A 23,318-nucleotide genomic window follows, 5' to 3' on the forward strand; every position below is an offset into this window, starting at 1 on the left:
GAAAACGTTAGCTGATATTTTATTTTTGCACTTTGAATTATCGACTTATCGGTCATGAAGTTTGCTGTTTTAGTTGCTTCTATTTCTAAGCGTTCGGGCGGCTTTTACTATAGTGTCCCGGCTTTTGCTAGGGCAACGGTGAATGCCTCAGGCGCTAGGGCTGCGCTTTTTGTTAATGGTAATGATTACTCTAAAGAAGATTGTGACCGATGGTCGCCAATATCCGTTTACCAGTCTCAAATCTTAGGGCCGCGACCATACTCCTTCTCACCGCAAATGGTTCGCCAAGTTGAAGCGTTTGATCCCGACCTTCTGCATAATCATGGCGTATGGCTTTATAATTCTTACGTAACAGAAAAATGTGGTCGCCGACGCAGAAAGAGATACTTGTTGAGTGCGCATGGTATGTTGGACAAATGGGCCTTGCAAAATTCGTATTATAAAAAAATTATACCTCGTGTGCTTTATGAAAATAGGCTGATTCTCGAAGCACCCTGCATGCATGCATTAAATCTGAACGAGGCGGAATCTTTCCGTGACTATGGCTATCAGGGGCCGATTGCTATAATACCAAATGGAGTTGATCTACCTTTTGTTAAGCAGGCTGAAAATAGGGCAGCCGATGGTCGGAGATCTGTTGTTTTTCTGGGGCGCATTCACCCCAAAAAAGGGATTGAACATCTCGTCAATGCCTGGAGTAAAACTTGCCGAGAGGTTCCTGATTTTGCTTCCTCTTGGGTACTGAAAATTGCAGGTTTTGATGATGGTGGTTACTTGAAGCGATGCCAGCAGCTTATTCACGACTTGAACATTTCTGAATCAGTGAAGGTTCTTGGTTCAGTGTACGGTGACGCGAAGGAAAGGCTTTTAATGGAAACTGAGTGGTTTGTACTGCCATCCTTCAGTGAAGGTCTTCCAATGGCGGTATTGGAGGCGTGGTCTTATGGCGCTCCGACCTTGATCACTCGCGAATGTAATCTCCCTGAGGGATTTGAAGCAGGTGCCGCATTGGAAATAAGGCCTGAAGTTGATAGTATTGCTCAGGCGCTGCTCGTTATCCATAACATGCCCTCGATGGGACGTGCGCAAATGAGCAATTCCGCGAAGCGGCTTGTTGCTCAGAATTTTACATGGGATCGACAAGGTGAACGAATGGCTTCTGTTTATCAATGGTTGTTAGGTGGAACAAGGCCTAGCTGTGTTCATGGCTGATGAATTACACATATTGTTTAATACTGGTGCTTATCCACCGGCCCGTTGCGGCGGGGGGCCAATCAAGAGTGTCTCTGCTTTGGCGAAAAAACTCGTGCAACGTGGGTGTCGCGTCACTGTTGCCGCCATTAATTGTGATGGCGACGAGGTCTTGGATGTGCCGATCGCACGGCCTGTTCGGCGCGATGGCGTAGATGTTTTATATTTCGATACTGCGCGCTGTTGGTGGCAGGGGTTGCCGCTGAACGCTTTGCAGAAAGCATCTGTATTTAGAATGACAGATAATTGGCATCAGTGGATCTGGCAATGTGGCGGAGAGTTTGACGTCATTAACAGTCAGCTTGGTTTCCTGGCAAGTAATCCTCAAGCTTCACTTGTAGCCAAATCTTCTAGTTCCCTTTATTTTTATCATCAGCGCGGTAACCTTGATCCTCGGCGTTTTGGACGTCGTGCATGGTTGAAGAAATTGTTCATTACATTGTGTGAGCAAAAGATTCTAAAGCGTGCTGATGCTCTAATAGCGCTTTCGCAAAGAGAGGCCGATGTTTATCGTTCGTTAAGGCCTAACGCTCGAATTGCCCATATTCCAAATGGGGTAGACGTTGAGGCTTGGCGAGTTCCCGCAGAACCCAGTGGATCGCTAAAGCAAGACTTGCAACGTCTTGCTGCTGGTCCAATGGTTGTTTGGTTGAATCGCTACGATAGCCGTAAGGGACCAGACATATTTATTGATTCGATTCACCGCGCGCGGCAGGAGGGAATATTAGTTAATGGCCTAATGGCCGGTCCGGACGCGACTGGCATGTTACCGCAGATCCAAGCGCGTATTCATACTCTTGGTCTAGGTGATTTTCTCATTGCGCGATCTGGCCTAGAGGGCGCTGACCTGCGCGCTGTGTTGCATGCCTCATCAATTTATGCGCTGCCGACCTCGGGTGAAGGGTTCTCGATGGGCCTATTGGAGGCGATGGCAGCTGGCTCGTTCGTGGTTACGACGCCCGAAGCGAATTTTCCCGAGTTGGAGCTGCACCATGCGGGTTTAGTTGTTGACTGCTCGGCTGAATCATTTAAAAATGCTTATTCTCATATATTGAGCAAACCGCATTTTGCTGAAGCCACCCGGAATAATGCTCGTGCCCTTGTGGGTGAGCAGTTTAATTGGGATGCTGTTGTTGATCGCTATCTTGCCTTAGTTCGCGAACTGAGGGCACTTCGGGCAATGAAACTCATTTGTGACCGATGAAATGAATTATGACGCAGCTCAATATTAAGGCAAACCGCAAGGCGGTTAAATATAGCAAGCGTATACTGGCTGCTAGGCTTTGTTGGGGTTTATGTCGTTGTTTTTTTCGTTGTTCACCACGTGTTGCTTACGGGTTTCGTAACTCTCTTCTGCGGCTTTTCGGAGCAAAAGTAGGTCAAGATGTGCGGATCCATCCAACAGCCGTCATTCAATTTCCTTGGAATTTAGCTATAGGCGATTATTCATCTATCGGTGATAGTGCATACATTTACAATCTGGGTTTTATTAATATTGGGCGGCGTTCTACCGTTTCCCAATTTGCGCACCTTTGCGCAGGTACTCATGATTTTACTGATCCCACCATGCCGTTGCTGTGTCCACCTATCTCTGTAGGCGATGACGCATGGCTTTGCGCAGAAACTTTTATTGGTCCGTCTGTTATTATAGGAAATGGCGCAGTGGTTGGAGCGCGATCGGTTGTGGTTAAAGATGTGCCTCCCTGGAAGGTCGTAATAGGCAATCCGGCTAGAATCATAAAAGATCGTAATTTATTCAGTGAGTGATCTCAAAATATAATCTAAGCTACGTATCTGTGCGTTGATTTATTATACCCCTTTGGACTGTCTGGGGTCGATCCGGTTTTTATTAGTTTACTATGTGCGGCTTTTCAATTGTCATACTCACGCTAAACGAGGAAATTAACATAAGGGCGTGCATTGAGTCCGTTCCTTGGTGTGATGACATCGTAGTCCTAGATTCTTGCAGCACTGATCGCACGGTAGATATTGCTAAAGAATGTGGGGCTAGGGTGTATCAAAACAAATTTGAAGATTTTGGGCAACAGCGCAATTTCGCATTGGATTTTATTGACTTTAAATATGACTGGCTTTTCCACCTCGACGCGGATGAGAGATTTAATGATATGTTGAAGCGCGAGTGTGAAACCAAGATTGCATTGAATTTGCACAGTGCTTACTGGGTCCCGAATCGAATCATCTTTCTTGGTAAATGGATACCGCGTTGCACGCAATACCCCTACCCACAGGTGCGTCTTATAAAAATTGGTGAGGTTCGCTTTGCCAAAGCTGGTCATGGCCAGAAGGAAGATCAAGTTTTGCGTGGCATTGGTAGCATAGATACTCCATATGATCATTACAATTTTTCCAAAGGGATTAACGCGTGGTTGGAGAAGCACATTCATTATGCAAGTGAAGAGGCAGAGCTTTCTATTTCGCTCGCTCGGCAGCCTTTCAAATGGAAAGAAATTTTTAGTGCTAATCCTTTAATTCGTCGCCGAGCTCAGAAGCGCCTGCACGTCGTTCTTCCTTTTCGCTGGCTCTGTAAGTTTCTCTACTTGTATGTGTTGCGTATGGGTTTTCTAGATGGCGTTGTTGGATTTAATTATTGTATGATGATAATGTTTTACGATTTTTTAATCACTTTGAAAATTAAAGAGCTTAGGCGTAAACGGGATAATCTACCGATTTGAAGTTGATGCGAATCTGGATCATTAACCCTTACGATAACATTCCAGGTGAAGGGGCTAAACAACGCTATTGGACTCTCAGTGAAACCCTTTCATTACGGGAGCATGATGTGACTTGGTGGAGTTCGGTTTGGAGCCACCGCCGGAAGGCTAAGCGCACGGTAGACAAATGTGCTTTAAGGCAAGCTGGGAATTTTGAACTTCGATTAGTGGATGTACCTGCCTACTTTCAGAACGTAGGCTTAGCGCGATCACGAAATCATCGAATTTTTGCACGGAACCTTGAGCACCAAGGGAATGCCTTGTTCGAAAGGGATGCGCCGGATGTAGTCCTATTTAGCTGGCCGCCAATGGACACGGGGCGGGTTGCTTTAACTTGGAAAAAGAGATATGGCTGTAGAGTAGTCATTGATGTGATGGATGCTTGGCCTGATAATTTCATGTTGCTGGCTCCACGAATCCCGGGAGCCCGCTCTGCGCTCCGTCTTGCCTTAAATACATATTATGCCAAAACGCGTAAGGTCTACGCTTCCGTAGATGCGATATCGGCCCAGTCTTTGGCATTCGCTGAATGGGCTAAGCTAAAGGGGGCGAAGGGGCAGCCGCATGTTTGCTATCTTGGTGCCTCATCGCTGCGTGTTCAGCCTCGTAAGTCAGCTGATAATTCGCCTCCGCGCTTGTTGTATTTAGGGGCGATGGGGCGGGTGTATGACCTCAAAACTCTGGTTATGGCCGTGGAGCGACTTTACCACAAGGATGGTATTCCCGTTGAATTGGACCTAGCTGGTCAAGGGGAGCAGGAAGCAGACCTCAGGGCACTTGTGAGATCTCTTAAGCTCGAAAGTCAAATCCGATTTCATGGATATCTCGAAGGGGAAGGCTTGAGCAAATTGCTGGAGCGCGCTGATATTGGCATCATTCCGATGCGTCCAGAATCTTTGGTTGCAGTTCCCTACAAAGCAGGCGAGTACCTAGCGGCGGGATTGGCGGTAATTAATAGCTTGCCTGGTGAAATGGCAGCTTTGATTGATGAATATCAATGTGGCAGTCACTACACCTGCGGAGATGTGTGTGGCCTTGTCTCTGTCTTGCGCTGCTATTGCAATGATCGTAGCCGTATGAAGGGGGAAGGCCGTAATGGACTTCGATTATTCGAGACGCATTTTAATCGTTCCGTAACCTATAAGCGATGGGCTGAATGGCTTGAAGGAGTGATGTGAATACTGGTATTAGTAATCACGAAGCTGTTACTAGTTCTAGAGCTCTGGGAGATGTGCAACAGTCGAACTATTATTCTCAGTTAAAATCAAATATTTCTTGGGCGATATTATTATTATTATTATGACTATGTTCAACTATTCTTAGGAACGTGTTTATCGGTTGCGTTGTTTTTTTAAATTAGTCGATTCATTTTATACTAAGAATGTCTATTTATCCCATCTTACCTGTTTGCGATTTAGGGAAATTCGACTTTGTTGGGCATGGCCAGTGGCTATTCATATTAGTCACAAAAAGATGCGCTTGATGCAAGTCATTGGGAATGACTGATCTGGCCTGTAGTGAGTTTGCGTGCACAGCACAGCATCTCCGGAAAATAGAATGAAAGTCACCTTTTACTATAGAAAACAAGGGTGTGCGTTCAGCATCGAACAGGTGTTTTCAGATGTGCGGGTGGCGCTGCCGTCTGAGATCGAGCAGAATGCGTATTTTTGTCGTCATCGTGTTGCGTCGCCACGCGCGATGTGGGAGAATTGCCAGAGAGCCAAAAAGCATCGGGGCGATATTAACCACATTACTGGGGAGGTGCATTATTTGGCGCTAACTTTACCTCGTCGGGGATTGGTTTTGACGATTCATGACACTGGAGACACCAATGCATTTACGGGCTGGAAGAAGCGACTCTTCGAATATTTGTGGTATTCTGGGCCGATCAAGCGAGCCAGCGCGGTGACTTTTATATCGGATGCCACCCGTCAAGCGGTTGAGAGGATGATTGGGCGGAAAATTTCGCATGCGGAAGTTATTCCTGATCCCGTATCACCCGCTTTTAAATTTTCACCTAAGCCATTTCCCATTAGTACACCACGAATTTTATGCCTTGGGACAAAGGTTAATAAAAATTTGGAGCGCTTGGCGATGGCTCTCTCTGGATTAGACATCGAGCTGCGATTGATTGGTGAGCCAAATCAGCAGCAGTTAAAAGTATTGGAAATAAACGGCGTCAAGTTTACGACAGCATGTAATTTAACAACCGAGGAAATTGTTCAGGAATACATGTGCGCGGACATCGTCGGGCTAGTTTCAACTTTTGAAGGCTTTGGGCTTCCTATTATTGAGGGGCAAGCAATCGGGCGGCCGGTGATTACTTCTAATATCGCGCCAATGACGGACACGGCGGGTAAGGGGGCATGTCTAGTCGATCCTTTTGATGTGGCTTCTATACGCGGTGGAGTTGAGCGCTTGATCAAAGACCCCACTTGGCGCGCCTCGCTCATTGAAAATGGTCGTGCCAATGCTCAGCGTTATTCGGCTGAGGCTATTGCACACCGTTATGCTTCACTCTACACGCGGTTGGTCAAATCATAGGTAATGGTTCGCGGCGTTATGCTCTTTGCCGGGCATATTTCATTATCAGCATTCTAGGATATCAAGCGACGATAATGTCAGTAGGCAATTACTATGCCTCTCGATATTAATCCTTCTCACTAATGGCTAAGCGTTTATTGTTAATTTCTCAGGTTTACGTGCCCGATCCGGCGGCAGTTGGTCAATATATGGCGGACGCGGCTGAGGAGATGGCGGCGCGGGGGTGGGAGGTCACAGTGCTGACGGCCGACCGAGGTTATGACAATCCGGAAGAGCAATTCCCGAGGCAAGAGGTGTTAAATGGCGTAAGGATTCGGCGGTTGCCATTTTCTTCGTTGGGCAAGGGAAGTATCAAGCAGCGCTTGGCTGGGCAGTTGCTGTTTTGTCTTCAGGCATTTTTGCATGGTCTGTTCATGCGGAAGCCTGATGCGGTGTTGGTTACGACATCGCCGCCGATGGGAAGTGGAGTCGCCGTTGCACTGCGCTGGTTGCGTCGAGTGAAGGTAAAATTCTGGGTAATGGATATCAATCCGGACCAGGTCGTTGTGCAGAAAATTTTGCCAGAAAGTCATCCGATGGTTAAGGCCTTTGAGTGGCTTAACCGGCGGGCATTGGCGGCATCAGCAGACGTTATTTCTTTGGATCGGTTTATGCTGGCGACCATGAAGCGAAAACTACCGACTGCTCCTTGTCAGCATCATGAGATTCCCCCGTGGCCAATGGAGAATCATTTGGAGCGCATTGAACATGCCCAGAATTCCTTTCGCACGAAACATGGTTTAGATGACAAATTGGTGGTGATGTATAGCGGAAACCATTCGGTTGTGCATCCTCTCGGCACAGTAATCCAAGCGGCACTTCAGATGCAGGATTGCGATAAGGTTATGTTCGTTTTTATCGGTGGTGGCTTGGGGAAAGAAGACGTGGATGCTGCGATAGAGCAGCATCAGCCCAAGAACATGCTCTCACTGCCATACCAACCGCTGGACCAGATCCGTTACTCGCTGTCGGCAGCAGACGTGCACTTGGTGAGCATGGGTGAAAAAATGGTAGGTGTGGTTCACCCTTGTAAATTTTATAATGCACTGTCGCTAGCAAAGCCGATCCTCTTACTGGGGCCCAGTGAATGCCATGTAGGCGATGTGCTGAGAGAGCATGATTGCGGTTGGCGTGTTAACCATGGCGACGTGGATGCGGCTGAGACTTTGTTTCGCACCTTGGTTAAAATGGACTCCTCGGCTATAGAATTAAAGGGACGGAATGGCCGTGAGTTGGTTGAATCGCATCTTGGTAAGTCCGTGCTGATTAACCAGTTTGCGGAGGTGTTGGACTCATGATGCGGTTATTGGCATGTATTTTAGTTTTAAGTTGTCTTCAGGTTGTCGCTGAAACGCGGCGAACTGCGGTTACTAAAACGATGACTTTGTGGGATGGTGATTCAGTATTGGGAGCGATTTACTACCCGGCGAATGCCGAAGGGGATTCGCCCGAGCGCCAAGTTGCTGAAGATTTAGCGCGAATCTTGGAAGTGGCTTCTGGGAATGACTGGTCAGTGGGGCCAGAGCCACAGGGAGTTGTCATTGCTGATGGTATATTTATTGGTAGTACGATTCGGGCGCGTATCGATCGTGTCTATGGTAGTTGGGACGGACGGCAACTGACTGGAGACAGTCGTCGTGAGTTACTACATACAGCTTCTTGGGAACGCACCACGGTATTAACTCATCCACGACGTTTGGTTATCAATGGGAGCACGCCTGAGGCGACACGCTCGGGTGTTTATCGTTTCCTCCAAGAGGTCATGGAATGCCAATGGGGCTTCCCAGGGGTGCTCGGAGAGCGTATCCCTAGCAGTGAGCGTTTTGCGCTGCGAGTGGGGACAAGAGATATACAGCCCGATTACCTTGATCGTAAGTTTTTGCTTGGCGGTCGATTAAAGACGGACAGTGAGACTGGCTTATGGGCGCTAAGAAATGGCGCTAGCCAACACTTTAACTTCAACCACGAACTCCACAGAATCATAACGCGAGATGTGTTGGCGAAGCATCCGGAGTGGAGAGCATGGAGATTTGGCAAGCGGACATCGTTATCCGATGTGAAAGGCAATGGCTCGCAACCCGATTTATTAGAACCGGAATTGGTCGAATATGTCAGCCAGTTTGTTAAAAACCGGGCTGAAGCTAGTCCCGATTTATTGACGGTGTCCATCGGGACGAATGACTCAATTCGCTATGATGATTCTCCGCGAACACGTGATTTCTTGCTCCCATTTTCCTACTTTCGCGGTAAGCCAAACTACTCTGATCTGGTTTTTGGCTTTAGCAATGCGGTTGCAGAAAGTGCATCCCAGATGGAGCATCCGCCAGTCATCACACAATTGGCGTACATGTGGACAGAATTACCACCATCTTTCCCTGTGGCGGCAAACCTTATGCCATATATTTGCACGGACCAAAGCCAATGGTATGACTCTCATTATCGAGCAGAGGACGAAGCACTAATCGATGCTTGGGGCAAGTCGGGGGTGAAGATGTTCGGTGCTTGGGAATATTATCAAGGGCAACCATATATAATACCACGCTATTTCCCACAGATCGAATCGGCCAGCGTGCGCTATCTCTATGATCAGGGGGCACGAGGTATCTTTTATTCCGGGAATCCGGTTTGGGGGTTTGATGCGCCGAAGTATTGGTTAGCAGGACAATTGGCCTGGGACGTCGATATCAATCAAAGCAAGGCGCTCGAGGGATACTTTAAGCGGATGTATGGCCCAGCTGCCGAGGCGATGACTCGGTTCTTTGCTTATGCTGAGGAAGCTTGGATGTCTCAACCTGGCGAGGGCATGTGGTTGAAATACTGGAATAACGCAGATCAGTTTGCATTGTATCCCGCCGAGCGACGTGCGTTGATGAGCGAATGCTTGGATGAGGCGCGTCACTTGGCACTAACTATTGACAGCGAAAAAGAGCAAGCCGCTGTGCTTGATCTGATAGCCGAGACTGAATCGGCATGGGCAGTTACGCTCGCCGGTGCGGAGCTTTACGACGCATGGATGCAGATCGGTTATCCTGGCATGGATTCGAAGCCGACAGTGCAGCAAATTGACAATTTTCGTGATAAACAACGACGCTGGCTGTCAGTTGATCGGGATGCATTTCCGAGAAGTTCTACGATGCTGAAGTTAGTTGATGGTCTTGATCCATTGAGCCGCTGGAGTAATGGGTGGCAGTCCGTGGCTGAAGAAGATTTTACCAATGTAATCTTCGAAGGTGATTTGGACGGCGGTGGCCCTGAAAGCGTATCCCCCAGCGATTTTCGGCGGGGATGGGCGACGATGGTCTCACATGCAGAGGGGTTAAGGGTTAAGCGTATTCTAGAGCCTTTCGCTAGGTTACGTATTGAGGGAGCCGACTATTGTAGCATTTTTCGCTGGCTTGATATCAGCGACGGCGTCGTGGGAGACTTCAAGCTTGAGGGGCGTGTGCGGGGGCACATCAGTCCTGGCTCGCAAATGGAGCTGGTTTTGTATTTCATGGATGCCGAAGGAAAAACTTCAGAGGTAATTCATAGAGACCGACTAAAGCCCGGATATTTTCCTGAATGGATCGTTACCGCGACTGAATGCGAAATCCCTTTAGGCTCGGTGCGTGTTTACACCGGAGTCCGAGTTTCTAATCAGTACACTGATGACTGGTTGGAAATCGAATCAATTGATTTACAATTCCGTAAAGCTGATTCATCGACTCCATCAAGCTAGCAATTTTCTTTCGGCTTGCCCATCACTTGCTCTAGGCGTTAGGGATTCCGGTTTATCACTATGGCATCCTCGTGTAACTTGAAATGAACGATCTGACTAAATACTTTGCTGTTTTTGGCATCGGTTTTGTCGTATCGCTAATTCTCACTCGAATCATGATACGAGTGGGCCCAGCTATTGGCATGATTGATATGCCAGACGAGCGCCGAATTCACACTAAGCCCATTCCGCGGGCTGGTGGGGTCGCCGTTTTCATCGCTTTCAATTTCACATTACTGCTCCTTTACGCATACGTCTGGCCGATCTCTTATGAGACATCCGTGTTGTTTAATGGCAAGTTGGATATGTCATGGTGGCAGGGCTTTATCGTTGCGTCAGGTTTGCTTTGTGCAGTCGGTATTTGGGATGATATCAAGGGGATCAGCCCGCTCTACAAACTTGGGGGCCAGGTCGCAGCTAGTTGTCTGTTATTTTTGCTTTCGGACAAAGGATTTAACCATATGCTGGGGGTTGATCTCCCTTGGTATCTCAATCTAGCGCTCACTATCATCTGGTGTGTCGCGCTTATCAACGCCTTTAATTTGATCGACGGATTGGATGGACTCTGCGGAGGCTTGGCGGTTATATCCTGCCTTGGAATTGGCGCAGCATTTTTATTGAGAGGGGAAGCGGCGGATTCGCTTGTTGCCTTGGCATTGATTGGAGCGGTGATGGGTTTTCTGCGCTATAATTTTCATCCGGCAAAGATTTTTCTCGGCGATACTGGTTCAATGTTTCTTGGTTTTACTCTAGCTTCATTGGCTTTGGAAAGCGCAGGGAAATCGACCGTACTCGTTAGCATCGGCGTTCCGTTTCTTGCCGCAGGAATTCCTATCATGGATACTGTTTTGGCCATCTGGCGGCGCTCAGCTCGTCGCTTGTCGGCTAAGTTGTCTGGTGAAACATCAGGCCCGAAAATCATGGGTGCCGACAAAGATCATTTGCATCATCGCTTGCTGGAAGCAGGCTTCTCCCAGCGCAAAGTCGCGATCCTAATGTATGTTGGGAATTTCCTGCTGGTTACGATTGGGTTGTTTTCGATCTTTATGAGTAAGGCCTTAGTTGGGCTTTTCCTGATCGTTTTCATTGCAGGCGTTTATGTGGTTGTTCGCCACGTGGTGCATGTTGAAATTTGGGACACTGGCCGCTTACTGGTGCAGGGAATCAAGCGTCCAGGACGTGCGCTCTACGGTATGATCGTGTATCCGGTTTGGGATTTATTGTGGCTCTCCATCAGTCTCGTAGTGGCCATGTTGTTAGAGATTCCTCAGATGCAGAAGCTGCCGATTGGAGACTGGGCGCGCTTACTGCCGGTGTGGATTTCTCCAGTTTTTTTGATGCTCGTGCTGGGCAATACCTATTCGCGTGTTTGGTCCCGCAGTAATTTTCGCGACTACCTGTTGCTGTTCTTTTCGTTGTCGATCGGTGTGCTGCTAACGTTCGCTTTCCTTTCTGCTGCAGAGGCTGATTTACGCATGAGCGATCTAAGAATCTGCATTGTGTTCACCTTTATTGCGATGGTCGGGATTTTTGCACCCCGAGTGATCTTGCAGACTCTCCGTGAGTGGATGCTGGTGACGGCACTTGAGGAGCGCACGAGCAATCGATATGTGGTACGTCATATTCTGCTCTATGGCGCGGGAAATCGAGGCTCGCTCTACTTGCGGGAGCTCCGATTGATTCACCCTGATGAAATGGCGACCAAGAAAATCATCGGCTTTATGGATGATGACATCAATTTGCGTCGCCGATACGTTCACGGGGTGCGTGTGCTCGGTGGTGTCGATGAGCTGGAGAGCATTATCGTTGATGAAGATATCGACGAGGTCGTTGTTACAGCTGAGTTGCTTGAATCGAATCTCGAAGCGCTCAAGGAAATTGCTTCGCGGAAGGGAATCATGCTCTCCGCTTGGAGCACATCGGTTGAAGACTTACTCAGCGAATCTGGCGCTCAGCCGACCTTTCCGACGACCGTGTAAAATTCTGTTGGCCCGCCGCTGCTGCCTGTTATGACTACTAACTTTACAACTACGATTACTCTATGAAATTTAGCCCATTGGAAAACACACGCATTGCTATCGTGGGGTTAGGTTACGTTGGTTTGCCGCTGGCGCTTTGCCTGGCACGGCGCTTCAACGTATGTGGCTTTGACATTAGCCAGACTCGAATTGATCAACTGAGTTCGGGCCTCGATATTACGGGCGAGGCCTCTAGTGGGGATCTTGCTGAGACGAAGCTTCAGTTCACCAATGACGCCTCGCAACTGCTCGATGTTGACGTGTTTATCGTCACGGTGCCGACGCCTATTGATAAGCACATGCGCCCGGATTTGAAGGCGGTCTGTGGGGCTAGCGAGATGGTCGGTAAGCACATGAAGCAAGGCGCGATTGTGGTTTATGAATCGACCGTTTACCCGGGGCTTACTGAGGAAATTTGCGTTCCGATCTTGGAGGCAAGCAGCGGCTATAAGTGGAAAGAGGGCTTCTTTGTTGGCTATTCGCCAGAGCGTATTAATCCAGGAGACCGCGAGCATACCGTTGAGAAAATTGTGAAGGTGGTGGCCGGTGATACCCCCGAGACGCTGGACTACCTGAGCGAGCTGTATGGTGCCGTCATCACGGCCGGTATTCACCGGGCGGAGAGCATCAAAGTCGCCGAGGCCGCCAAGGTTATCGAGAACACCCAGCGCGACCTTAACATTGCGCTGATGAATGAATTGGCGGTGCTCTTTGATCGACTGGATATCAACACTAACGCCGTGCTCGAAGCGGCTGGCACCAAGTGGAATTTTCTTAAATTTCAGCCGGGCTTGGTCGGTGGGCATTGCATCGGAGTGGACCCATATTACCTCACGCACAAAGCGCAGGAGGTGGGGCACCATCCCGATTTGATTCTCGCTGGGCGCCGGATCAATGACCGTATGGGTGCCTACATCGGCCAACAAGTGATTCATGGTCTGATCCGCTCAGGCAGTATGGTGAAGGGGGCCAAGGTTCTGATCCTCGGTTGGACGTTTAAAGAGAATGTGCCCGATACGCGAAATACCCGCATTGTCGACGTCTATCAGCACCTCATCGAATTCGGCGTAGAGGCGGTCGTTTGCGATCCGATGGCCGACCCAGAAGAAGTGCGCCACGAGTACGGTGTCGATATCATCAAAGAGATGCCGAAAGACGGTCAGTTCGATGCAGTGCTTGCTGCGGTGCGCCATAAGGAATTCTGTGAGCATCTCAGTTTGACGGCTCTCAAGGCCTTGTGCTCGGGCGACAATCCCAGTCTGGTCGATGTGCGTGGACTTTTCGACCGACAGGCGTCCATTGAAGCCGGTTTCGACTACTGGCGCCTGTAAGTCGGAAAATTCCTCGCCGATAAAATCACGGCCATGAAGCGGATATTCGATTTCATTCTGGCCCTAGCATTGTTATTAGCTTTAGCCCCATTGTTTCTGGTGCTGATGCTTTTGGTGCGCCTCAAACTCGGTTCTCCGGTCTTTTTTCGGCAACCTCGGCCTGGCCTGCATGGGAACGTTTTTTCATTGATCAAGTTTCGCTCGATGACCGATCAGACCAATGCCGCCGGAGAACTGCTGCCCGATAGTGAGCGATTAACACCGTTTGGACGATGGCTGCGGGCAAGTAGTCTGGACGAATTGCCGGAACTGCTAAACATCCTGCGCGGGCAAATGAGTTTTGTGGGGCCCCGGCCTTTACTGGTGCGGTATTTGGAGCGCTACACGCCGGAGCAGGCGCGGCGTCATGAAGTGCGCCCAGGCATCACCGGTTGGGCTCAGATCAATGGACGCAATGCAATCTCCTGGGATGAAAAATTCCGATTGGATGTGTGGTATGTCGATCATCAAAGTTTGTGGCTGGACTTTAAAATCCTGTTAATGACCTTCACTACAGTGCTGCGGCGAGAGGGGATTTCGCCCGATGGCTCGGACACCATGCCTGAATTTCGAGGGACTTCTCAAGGTGACGAATAACGAATTTAGACTCCACCACATTGGCTATTTGGTCTCGGATATCGCGGGTGCACGTTTGCAGTGGGTGAACGCCTATGGCTACGAAACCGACGGTGACATTATTCATGACGCTGGACAGCAGGCACGCGTATGTTTGCTGAGAAACGCGAACGATGCACACTGGGTAGAACTGATCAGCTCCGACAGTGAAGCCAGCCATTTGCAACGGGCTTTGGATCGCAAAGTATCGCTGCATCACACTGCCTATGCGGTGGGCGATTTCAGTGCGGCGATTCAGCAATTACGAGCATCCGGTTGTGTACCATTGGGAAAACCAGCGATCGGCGCGGCTTTCCTGCGGGAGATAATGTGGTTCCACGATCCGCTGCGGGGATTAGTCGAATTGATTGCTCCGGGTGAGGGGCCTTACCAATTGGATTGATTTTCCCGGACAAACAACGACGCTTTTAACATGGCAACACCACTACTCATCATCGGTGCCGGAGGATTTTCATTGGAGGTCATCTGGCTGGCCAATGCGATGAATGCAACTGGCGCGGCGGATTGGGAGATCGCTGGTTTGGCTGACGATCGCGTCGCCGTTGGTGAACGCATGGGCGGCTATGCCGTGCTTGGTTCGCCCCTTGAAGCGGTCAGCAAAGTGCCGGCTGGCGCGTCTTTTCATATCGCTATTGGTGACAACGCGGTGCGCCAGCGAATCGCGGAGCAATTGACTGCCGCGGGCCTTGTGCCAGCCACACTGGTCAGCCCACGGGCGGAAGTCGCGACCGATGCGTCCATCGGTGCGGGCAGTTTTATCGGCCACTTTGTATCCATTGCGCCGGAGGCGGTGGTGGGTGCCCATGCGCTCATCAACGTCTCGGCAGTGGTGGGACATGAGGCGCAGGTTCAGGACTTTGCACAGCTATGCCCGGGCGTTGTCGTTACCGGCCAATGTCAGGTGGGGCAGGGGGCATTTTTAGGGAGTAACGCCGTGCTGCATCCTGGTGTAAAGATTGGTGATTGGGCCCGCGTTTCCGCAAACACCTTTGCCGCCATGGATGTCGAGCCTGGGGTGACGCTGGCCACGATGCCGGGGCGGCCTGTTTTTAAGCGAAAATGATCGCAGCGGCCCGCCCTTGACTTATCCACGGAAAACCACACGCATTGAGCAAATGGAAGAAAAGCTTCGAGACCTCATCATCGCTCAGTTAAAAATCGAGCCCGGCCAATACTCGGAAGAACTCGGCGCGGGCGATATTCCGGAGTGGGATTCCCTGGCGCACATGAATCTGATCATGGCTGTGGAAAAAGAGTTTCGTATCACTTTCGATGTTGCCGATGCCGTTGACTTGGAAACGGTGGGCGATTTTCAAGATGCGCTTCGGCGATATCAGGCTTAGTCTTTTTCGGCGTAGTTGCCGAAACCATAACCTCTGGCGGCCTTGCAAAAGTTAGCTGATATCATTGGCCGCGGTGCTTCGCAATGGCCTGATGCTCTTGCCGTTGCTGACGCGAGTGAGTCTTACACATACGTGTCTTTGGCGACCGCCTCTGCTAGCGTTGGCACTTGGTTGCTGGAGCAAGGTGTCGCGGCCGGAGATCGCGTGGTGGTCTGCCTGCCAAACAGTGCCCGCTTCGTTGTCGCATTGTTCGGGGGGCAGTTTGCCGGAGCGGTAGTGGTGCCCTTGGATCCCGCGCTGCCCGAGGCACAAATTTCCGCGATTATCGAGCGGACGGGGGCGAGAGTGGTGCTGAGTGAATCTTCGCCATGGGAGGCGATCTTTGAAAATTCACCTATGGCGCATCCGGCTGAGCGACAGCCGGAAGACCTCGCGGCCTTGATGTTTACCACGGGAACAACGGGCCGCCCCAAAGGGGTGATGCTGACGCACGCCAACATCCTGGCCGCGCTGTCGAACATCATCGAGTTTGTGGGTTATCGGCCGACTGATCGCGAAGTCATCACTCTGCCGTTGACGCACAACTTTGGGCTCGGCCACGTGTATTGTAACTTGTTGGCAGGTGGCGCAGTATATTTGGAGCCTGGTTTGAAGCGCATTGGGCGGGTGCTGAAGGCGATCGAATCATTTGGCGCGACTGGCTTCCCGACTACGCCGATGGGGGTGTCTTTGCTGCTTGATCGATATGCGGAAGTTTTCAAAGAGCGTGCGAAAAACTTGCGCTTCATGGTGGTTAATTCGGCACCATTACCGCCCGAGCGCGCGGCCCAGTTGCAAGCAGCGTTGCCCGATTTAAACATCCTCGTTTACTACGGGCTGACTGAGGCGTCGCGCTCCTGCTTCATTTCCTTGTCGCAGGAGGGGCCGGCTCGCTATCGTTCGGTGGGCAAGCCAATGGCGGGCGTGCAGATGCGATTGGACGATGATGGCCAAGTTTTGATTGGCGGCCCCACGCTCACTCCCGGCTATTGGGATGACGCCAGTCTGACCAAGGAAAAAATAATTAACGGGGAACTGCACACCGGCGATCTCGGAGAATTTGACAACGAGGGGAATCTCTACATCGCCGGGCGGTTGGACGATACCATCAACATCGGCGGCTACAAAGTGAACCCGATGGATGTGGAGCGCCGGTTGGAAAGTTATCCGGGGGTCAAAGAATGTGCCGTGGTCGGCGCTGAGGTGATTACGGCTTTCTACGTGAGCGATCAGGATTTGGATGAAGACTCCTTGGTCCGGCATTGTCGTGAAGTGCTTCAGATATTTGAAACGCCGCAAGTCTTCCGGCGGCTGGAGCGTCTGCCGCGGACGGATAGCGGCAAGCTCAAACGCAAAGAGTTGCCCATAGCTGGCATTTGACGTTCACCGGGTAACCGTATTCAATCTCGCTATGCTTCAAATTCGATTGCCATTGCCCCGGTTTGTTTCGGCGGGCGAGATCTTTAGCGGTTCGGGATCGCTGGGAGCCTTGCGTGCGCTGGACGCCTCGAGGGCAATGGTCTTGGCATCGGGCTCGGTATTGGCCAATCATGCGGCGCTTATTGAGCGATCGATTGGAGCGGAGGTCGTGCGCCTCGTCGAAATGCCCAAAGGCGAACCGAAGCTTGCGACACTCAAACCGGTGCTGGCGCAAGTGGAAGCATTTTGGCCTGACTGGATCATTGCCATCGGCGGTGGTTCGGTGATCGACGGTGCGAAGCTTGCCTGGATTTTTTACGAGCATCCGGCCGTTGATCGAGAGCGACTTTTCCTGATGGGCGGGCTGCCAACTTTGCGTGGCAAAGCAAAGTTCGTTGCGGTGCCGACCACCGCTGGCACCGGTTCGGAAGTCAGCTCCTCGGCTTTGCTTATTGATGAGGCAAGTGGTGCCAAGCAAGCGATCGTTTCGCATGAACTGTTGCCGGACATTGCAATTCTCGACTCACGCTTGGCCTTGGGCTGTGCCCCGAGCGTCATTGCTAATGCGGGCATGGATGCACTGGCGCATGCGGTGGAGAGTTACGCCTCACGGCTGAATAATCCACTGGCCGATGCTTTGGCGGAAAAAGCGGCGGGCGATATCCTGCAGCTCTTGCCACAGTTTTATCAAAGTCCGGATAATGAAACGCTCTGCCTGGCGATGCTCAATGCATCGCTGCTGGCCGGATGGGTGCAAAACCAGAAAGTGCCGGGCATCGGCCATGCCATTGCGCACCAGTTGGGTGATTTCGGCGTGGCGCATGGTGCGGCTACCGGACGCTTATTGGCGGCGGCTATGGAATTCAACTGCCGTGATTCAGCCGCTCGAGCGAAGTATGATACTTTGGCCGGAAAGTGCGGATTTGCTGACGCGGATGCCTTGGCTGCTGGCATCAAGCAGCTAGCGGATGAGCTGTCGCTGGATACTTTGTCAGACAAAGTTTACGCAAAGATTCCGGAGATTGCCAAAGGTGCGGCCGACGATCCTTGTGCGAAGTTTAACCCTCTGGAAGTCAACGAAGATGCGGTTCGTGCCGTGCTGGAAAGTGCGCGATGATTGAGAACTTGATCAAGACGCCACCCTATAGCTTGCCTTCTGCCGAAAAAGCTCAGCGGCTGTTGGAGGCGATGCATGAGGCATACCGCCACCACGTTGATAACTGTGCGGCGTATGCGCGTTTCTGTGCCGGTCGTGGGTTGAACCGTGATTCGGAGTTTAAGTCGCTGGCGGATTTTCCCTACCTGCCCGTGCAGGCGTTTAAGGATTCGGCGGACCTGTTGCGGTCGGTGCCAGAGGATCAGATTAAGACGAAGCTACAATCTTCCGCCACCAGCGGCATGCCAAGCACGACGCCGATTGACGGCGTTACGGCGAAACGGCAGGTTCGTGCCTTGGCCGGTGTGTTGGGTGCCGCGTTGGGGCCCAAGCGGCGGCCACTGATTGTGTTTGATGCCGATCCGCGAAGTGGCCGCGGGATAATGGGGGCCCGCAGTGCAGCCGTGCAGGGCTTCCTCAATCTTGCGCGCGAGGTTCACTACGCGATGTCGCCTCAAGAAGGTGTATTAACTTTGCAACGCAAAGTATTGGCTGATTTGTCAAAATCTTGGAGCTCATCCAGTGAGCCGGTTTTGTTGTTCGGCTTTACTTACTTGATTTATTCGATGGCGCTGGAGCCGTTGGCGAAGGAAGGCATCAGGTTGCCCTTGCCTGCCGGTTCGAAGCTGGCGCATTTGGGTGGCTGGAAAAAGCTGGCTGATCGCGCTGTTTCGAAGGAGGAGTTTGCCCGTTGCGCAGAGCTCGTCTTTGGTATTTCGCCGGAGAACGTTGTCGACTTCTATGGTTTCACCGAGCAGATGGGCGTCACCTATCCAGACGCGCCAAGCGGCGATAAAATGGTGCCGGCGTTTGCCGAAGTCATTGTGCGTGATCCCAAAACGCTAGAGCCATGCGCTGATGGCGAGGTCGGGCTGTTGCAGTTTTTAACACCTTTGCCCTACAGCTACCCGGGCATTTCGGTGCTCACGGATGACATCGGCGTGATCACCAGTCGCGATGACTCCGGTGATTGGCATGGTGCGCGTTTTCGGGTGCTTGGCCGCGCTAAAAATGCCGAAGTCCGCGGCTGTGGCGATATTCTGGGCGACAAAGTTGCCGCTGCCCAAGCGCGTAGCAGCGCGCGAGAACAAGACATGCGTTTGCTGTTTTCGTTCGATCACGCTCCGGCCTCACAGGGGCGTTGGGATGCCCCGCTGAGTATGGAATCGCTGCCGCAAGTTGACTCGGTTACACAGTTGGTGGAGCGCTTGAAAAAAGGTCGCAAGAGGTTGGACCATTATTCCGTGGATGATCTGATTGCGATCATCAGCGCGGCTGCCCGCCGTTGGGCGGAACCGGATTCGGAGTTGCGCGAATTGCGGCAGCAAGGGCTGCTGTTTCTGAGCTCATGGTGCCGGCCGGAGCGATTGGCGCGACTAGCGGACGAGAGCTTGCGCGGACGGCGTGGCTATCTGGATGGTCCGTTGCCCATTGCCGGATCACGCGTCCGGCATCTCGGTGCCCGTCAGCGTGGCTTGGTCGTGCACTGGCTCGCGGGGAATGTGCCGGTGCTCGGCATGCTGACGCTGGTGCAATCCATCTTAGCGCGTAACGCAAACCTGATCAAGGCGGCCAGCCGTTTCACGCGCGTGCTGCCGATGTTGTTGGATGCATTCCGTGGCTTGAAGGTTGTCACACCGGGCGGGCGCGAGCTTTTGGGCGACGACATTTTGGCCTCGATTGCGGTCGTATATTTTGACCGGGAGGACTCGATTTCAGCACAAGCAATTTCGAGCGCGGCGGATGTGCGCCTGGCATGGGGCGGACGCGAGGCCATCGAGTCGGTAGCTACTTTGCCACGCAAAGTTACCGCCGAGGACATCCTCTTTGGGCCAAAGCTTTCCTTTATGGTGATTGGGCAATCCGCCTTCGATAAGGAGCGCAAGATTAAGCGACTGGCGCGTCGTGCGGCGACGGATGTTTGCGTGTTTGAGCAAACTGGTTGCGCCTCGCCTCACACGATATTTATCGAGCGCGGAGAAAATTTATCTGCCGAAGACTTTGCCGTTCTCTTGGCGGCGGAGCTGGACAAAGCCCTGGTCCGTTTTCCCCCGCCACCGATTTCACCGGATGATGCTTCGCGCGTGGAAGCCCGCCGTATTCGAGGCGAGCTGACCGGTCGCGTGTGGCGCTCAAAAGGCACGGCATGGACCGTCATTCTGGATGATGCTGGTGCTGAGTTGGCTTCGCCCTGTTATGGGCGCGTCATCACGATACGCGAAGTTGATCGTATCGACGAAATTTTGCCGCTGGTCCATGATGGCATCCAGACCATTGGTCTGGCGCTGGAAGGGGAGCCGCGCCTGCACTTCGTCCAATGCGCCTCGCGACGCGGTGCCGAGCGATTTCCGGACATTGGACGGATGACCTTGTTTGAGGCACCTTGGGATGGCTTGTTCCCGCTGGAGCGCTTGGTCAAGTGGTATACGCTGGGTGGGCCGGTTTAGGTCGTCTTCTCCTTGAGCTCTCGTCGCTTAATCTCCTTAGCTGGATGACCGACCGCCACCATCCATGGAGCAACATTTTTCACCACGATGGACCGTGCTCCAATGACGGCACCAGTGCCAATGTTGACTCCCGGACCAATGAAGCACCCGGCGCAGACCCAAGCGTCGTCCCCAATATTAATCGGTGGCATGAGCAAAGGCATCGTCGGATCGGTGTAGTCGTGGGTGCCCGAGCAAAGGTGGGAGCATTGGGAAATCGTCGCCCGCTGCCCAATGGTCACGTCACCGTGATTATCGATAAAGGCGCGTTCGCCGATACTCGACTCATCTCCGATTTGGAGGTTCCAAGGGTAGGATATGATTGCGCCGGGGTGGATGTGCACATCCTTGCCAATCTGCGCGCCGTTCATGCGTAAAATCGTGGAGCGCAATTCGAAAAGCGGGGTGGGTGTTAGCCGGAAAAGGATACGGCTGATTTCCCAGCGGGCCCGCTTAAAAATGTAGGAGCTGGAATGATGGCGTCCCGAGCGATTGCCTTGAATGTCGAGTTGGCTCATCCATGCGGGCTCTATGTTTGGACTAGGCTTGCTCCGGGGCTTCCGGCGGCGTGAGGGTGAGATCGGCCAAATCCTTGAGGATTTCCTGCATCATCGGGGTGTCCCAGATCTCGTCAATGGGGCGGTTGCTGTTGATGCGGACAAAGAATTGCTCACGCTGCTGATGCAGGCCATAAACAAAAAGTGTTTTGATCGGGTCCCAGCGGTCCCACTGGCCGGCCTTCGAGCGATTTACGTAAATATGGTCGCCCAGCACATGCCAGTAGGCAACGTATTCTGTGTGGTTGCTTTTGGAGAGCGTTCGCATTTCGGCCGGAAAGAGCGGTTGGCCCTCCAGTTGGCAGTTCACGGAAAAGCCACTTTCCTCGGGATGCATTTCCCAGCCACTGCGGACCCAGCAGACGTCCGGCGTGTGAGATTGCACCAGGCGCACAGGCATCATTTTAGGCTCCCAGTAGGCGACATAGACGCCGATCGTGGTGCCACCGCGCTGGTAGGTGCGGTAAACCGCCTGCGAAAAGTTCAAAATGCCTTCGACGGTTTCTTGCATGGCTTCGGTCTCGGCCAGGGGCTGCTCTTCAATCTCCCAGCCGTCAAATTCGGACACCAGCTGCTCCTTCAAGTCACCGTGCATGGTTTTGGTGGGTGTGTAGAACAAGGTCGTATAGGCCAAGGCGGACAGGCTGCCCAAGGCGATGACGATACCAAAAATGAGTAAAAACTTGCGCATGGTGCTGGATGCTGGAATGGAAAATGACAGCCAAAAGCTGTGCAAATAGAGATGGTATTATTGGCGAGGTGTTCCAAACTTTCAACCGTAACTTTGATCTTCCATGAGCGACCGCATTTACCTCTCCCCGCCTGATATGTCCACCGCCGAGCGTGATTCACTGATGGCGGCGTTTGATTCTGGCTGGGTGGCACCGGTGGGGCCGCATTTGAAAGCGTTTGAGGACGGTTTATGCGCCGTGACGGGGGCTGCGCATGCGGTGGCGCTATCCTCGGGGACGGCGGCGCTGCACCTGGCGCTACTCGAAGCAGGCGTTGGCGAGGGAGACCGCGTGTATTGCTCCACATTGACCTTCGTCGCTTCGGTAAACGCCATTCGCTACTGCGGTGCTGAGCCGGTGCTGATTGATTGTGAAGCCCGTAGCTGGCAAATGTGCCCGAATCTGCTGGCAGACTTGCTGAAGCGAGATGCCGCTGCGGGCCAATTGCCCAAAGCAATTCAGGTCGTCGACGTGTATGGGCAATGCGCGGACTACGCGGCAATTGAAGCGTTGTGCCTGGAATATGGCGTCACGATCATCGAAGATGCTTCCGAGGCCTTAGGGGCCACGCACGGTCAGCGGGGGGCGGGCTCGATTGGTAAGGTCGCCGCGCTTTCCTTCAACGGGAATAAGCTAATCACTACTTCCGGTGGTGGTGCCTTGCTGACCAATGAGGCCTCGATTGCCGAACACGCACGCTACTTATCGACACAGGCGCGCAAGCCGGTGCGTGAGTATTTGCACGAAGACACCGGCTACAATTACCGAATGAGTAATTTGCTGGCCGGCCTGGGGCAGGGGCAGCTTTCACGCCTTGAAGGAATGATTAAGCGCAGGCGGGAGATTTTTTCTCGGTATGCCGGGGAGCTGCAGGCCGAGGGTGTCTCATTTATGCCAGAGGCAAGCTGGGGGCAATGCAACCGCTGGCTGACATGTCTCACCCTCCAAGACGCTGGGTGCACCTCACTAGAGTTGATTGAAGCACTGGAGCGAGAGAACATTGAAGCTCGCCCCGTATGGCGACCAATGCACCGTCAGCCGGTGTGCGAAAAATACGAAAGAATCCTGAATGGCGTATCGGATCGGCTCTATGAAACGGGTTTGTGTTTGCCCAGTGGTAGTGTGATGTCAGATGAGCAGCAGAGCCGGGTCATTGCAGTGGCGAAGCGATGCTTGCAAATGTGAGCCGCGGAAACGACATTCTTTGACCAACAGAATTTCCCTTGCTTCCATAATCCCA

Annotated in this window: 20 protein-coding genes; 18 read left to right on the forward strand and 2 right to left on the reverse strand. The window is 52.0% G+C overall.

Annotated features, from left to right (window positions below):
- The first annotated feature begins 54 nt into the window (after nt 1-54).
- The 17 genes from O3S85_RS18430 to O3S85_RS18510 all read left to right on the forward strand — a co-directional run bounded on the left by O3S85_RS18430 (nt 55) and on the right by O3S85_RS18510 (nt 20,751).
- Entirely contained in the window at nt 55-1,212 is a 1,158-nt protein-coding gene (locus O3S85_RS18430; protein ID WP_269542309.1) for a glycosyltransferase, read from the forward strand.
- The gene (locus O3S85_RS18435; RefSeq protein WP_269542310.1) at nt 1,205-2,455 is read left to right on the forward strand and encodes a glycosyltransferase; all 1,251 of its coding nucleotides are present in this window, start codon (nt 1,205-1,207) and stop codon (nt 2,453-2,455) included. Before O3S85_RS18430 ends, O3S85_RS18435 begins: the two co-directional genes overlap by 8 nt.
- Nucleotides 2,456-2,463: 8 nt before the next feature.
- Entirely contained in the window at nt 2,464-3,018 is a 555-nt protein-coding gene (locus O3S85_RS18440; RefSeq protein WP_269542312.1) for an LbetaH domain-containing protein, read from the forward strand.
- 92 nt (nt 3,019-3,110) lie between these two features.
- Nucleotides 3,111-3,944, forward strand: a complete 834-nt coding sequence (locus O3S85_RS18445) for a glycosyltransferase family 2 protein (protein WP_269542313.1) — start codon at nt 3,111-3,113, stop codon at nt 3,942-3,944.
- Nucleotides 3,945-3,949: 5 nt separating this feature from the next.
- A complete protein-coding gene (locus O3S85_RS18450; protein WP_269542314.1) occupies nt 3,950-5,161 on the forward strand; it encodes a glycosyltransferase family 4 protein in 1,212 nt (403 codons plus the stop codon).
- Between the two features lie 379 nt (nt 5,162-5,540).
- The gene (locus O3S85_RS18455; protein WP_269542315.1) at nt 5,541-6,527 is read left to right on the forward strand and encodes a glycosyltransferase; all 987 of its coding nucleotides are present in this window, start codon (nt 5,541-5,543) and stop codon (nt 6,525-6,527) included.
- 122 nt (nt 6,528-6,649) lie between these two features.
- The gene (locus O3S85_RS18460) at nt 6,650-7,864 is read left to right on the forward strand and encodes a glycosyltransferase family 4 protein (RefSeq protein WP_269542316.1); all 1,215 of its coding nucleotides are present in this window, start codon (nt 6,650-6,652) and stop codon (nt 7,862-7,864) included.
- Between the two features lie 80 nt (nt 7,865-7,944).
- Entirely contained in the window at nt 7,945-10,284 is a 2,340-nt protein-coding gene (locus tag O3S85_RS18465) for a DUF4838 domain-containing protein (RefSeq protein ID WP_269542317.1), read from the forward strand.
- Nucleotides 10,285-10,367: 83 nt separating this feature from the next.
- Complete coding sequence (locus O3S85_RS18470; protein ID WP_269542318.1) at nt 10,368-12,302, forward strand: hypothetical protein; 1,935 nt, start codon at nt 10,368-10,370, stop codon at nt 12,300-12,302.
- A 62-nt stretch (nt 12,303-12,364) separates the two neighbouring features.
- Nucleotides 12,365-13,672, forward strand: coding sequence for a nucleotide sugar dehydrogenase (locus O3S85_RS18475; protein ID WP_269542319.1), 1,308 nt, complete (start codon nt 12,365-12,367; stop codon nt 13,670-13,672).
- A gap of 33 nt (nt 13,673-13,705) precedes the next feature.
- Complete coding sequence (locus O3S85_RS18480) at nt 13,706-14,308, forward strand: sugar transferase (RefSeq protein ID WP_269542320.1); 603 nt, start codon at nt 13,706-13,708, stop codon at nt 14,306-14,308.
- A complete protein-coding gene (locus tag O3S85_RS18485; protein ID WP_269542321.1) occupies nt 14,298-14,729 on the forward strand; it encodes a VOC family protein in 432 nt (143 codons plus the stop codon). The genes O3S85_RS18480 and O3S85_RS18485 overlap by 11 nt, the downstream gene beginning before the upstream one ends.
- A 30-nt stretch (nt 14,730-14,759) precedes the next feature.
- A complete protein-coding gene (locus O3S85_RS18490; RefSeq protein ID WP_269542322.1) occupies nt 14,760-15,410 on the forward strand; it encodes an acetyltransferase in 651 nt (216 codons plus the stop codon).
- Between the two features lie 52 nt (nt 15,411-15,462).
- The gene (locus O3S85_RS18495) at nt 15,463-15,690 is read left to right on the forward strand and encodes an acyl carrier protein (RefSeq protein ID WP_269542323.1); all 228 of its coding nucleotides are present in this window, start codon (nt 15,463-15,465) and stop codon (nt 15,688-15,690) included.
- A 42-nt stretch (nt 15,691-15,732) separates the two neighbouring features.
- On the forward strand, nt 15,733-17,109 hold the full coding sequence (locus O3S85_RS18500) for a class I adenylate-forming enzyme family protein (RefSeq protein WP_269542325.1): 1,377 nt from the start codon (nt 15,733-15,735) through the stop codon (nt 17,107-17,109).
- Between the two features lie 31 nt (nt 17,110-17,140).
- A complete protein-coding gene (locus tag O3S85_RS18505; protein WP_269542327.1) occupies nt 17,141-18,265 on the forward strand; it encodes an iron-containing alcohol dehydrogenase in 1,125 nt (374 codons plus the stop codon).
- Nucleotides 18,262-20,751 (forward strand): LuxE/PaaK family acyltransferase, encoded by a 2,490-nt coding sequence (locus O3S85_RS18510; RefSeq protein WP_269542328.1) that lies wholly within the window; start codon nt 18,262-18,264, stop codon nt 20,749-20,751. The genes O3S85_RS18505 and O3S85_RS18510 overlap by 4 nt, the downstream gene beginning before the upstream one ends.
- Here the strand turns inward: O3S85_RS18510 and O3S85_RS18515 are convergent.
- Together O3S85_RS18515 and O3S85_RS18520 are read right to left on the reverse strand one after the other, a co-directional pair.
- The gene (locus O3S85_RS18515) at nt 20,748-21,308 is read right to left on the reverse strand and encodes a DapH/DapD/GlmU-related protein (protein ID WP_269542329.1); all 561 of its coding nucleotides are present in this window, start codon (nt 21,306-21,308) and stop codon (nt 20,748-20,750) included. The two genes, O3S85_RS18510 and O3S85_RS18515, sit on opposite strands and share 4 nt — an antisense overlap.
- A gap of 22 nt (nt 21,309-21,330) precedes the next feature.
- Nucleotides 21,331-22,038 (reverse strand): exosortase-associated EpsI family protein, encoded by a 708-nt coding sequence (locus O3S85_RS18520; protein ID WP_269542331.1) that lies wholly within the window; start codon nt 22,036-22,038, stop codon nt 21,331-21,333.
- Between the two features lie 103 nt (nt 22,039-22,141).
- On the opposite strand from O3S85_RS18520, the gene O3S85_RS18525 reads away from it, so the two are divergent.
- Nucleotides 22,142-23,263, forward strand: coding sequence for an aminotransferase class I/II-fold pyridoxal phosphate-dependent enzyme (locus O3S85_RS18525; RefSeq protein ID WP_269542333.1), 1,122 nt, complete (start codon nt 22,142-22,144; stop codon nt 23,261-23,263).
- The last annotated feature ends 55 nt before the right edge of the window (nt 23,264-23,318 follow it).

Source organism: Cerasicoccus sp. TK19100, from assembly GCF_027257155.1.
Taxonomy (GTDB): Bacteria; Verrucomicrobiota; Verrucomicrobiia; order Opitutales; family Cerasicoccaceae; genus Cerasicoccus; species Cerasicoccus fimbriatus.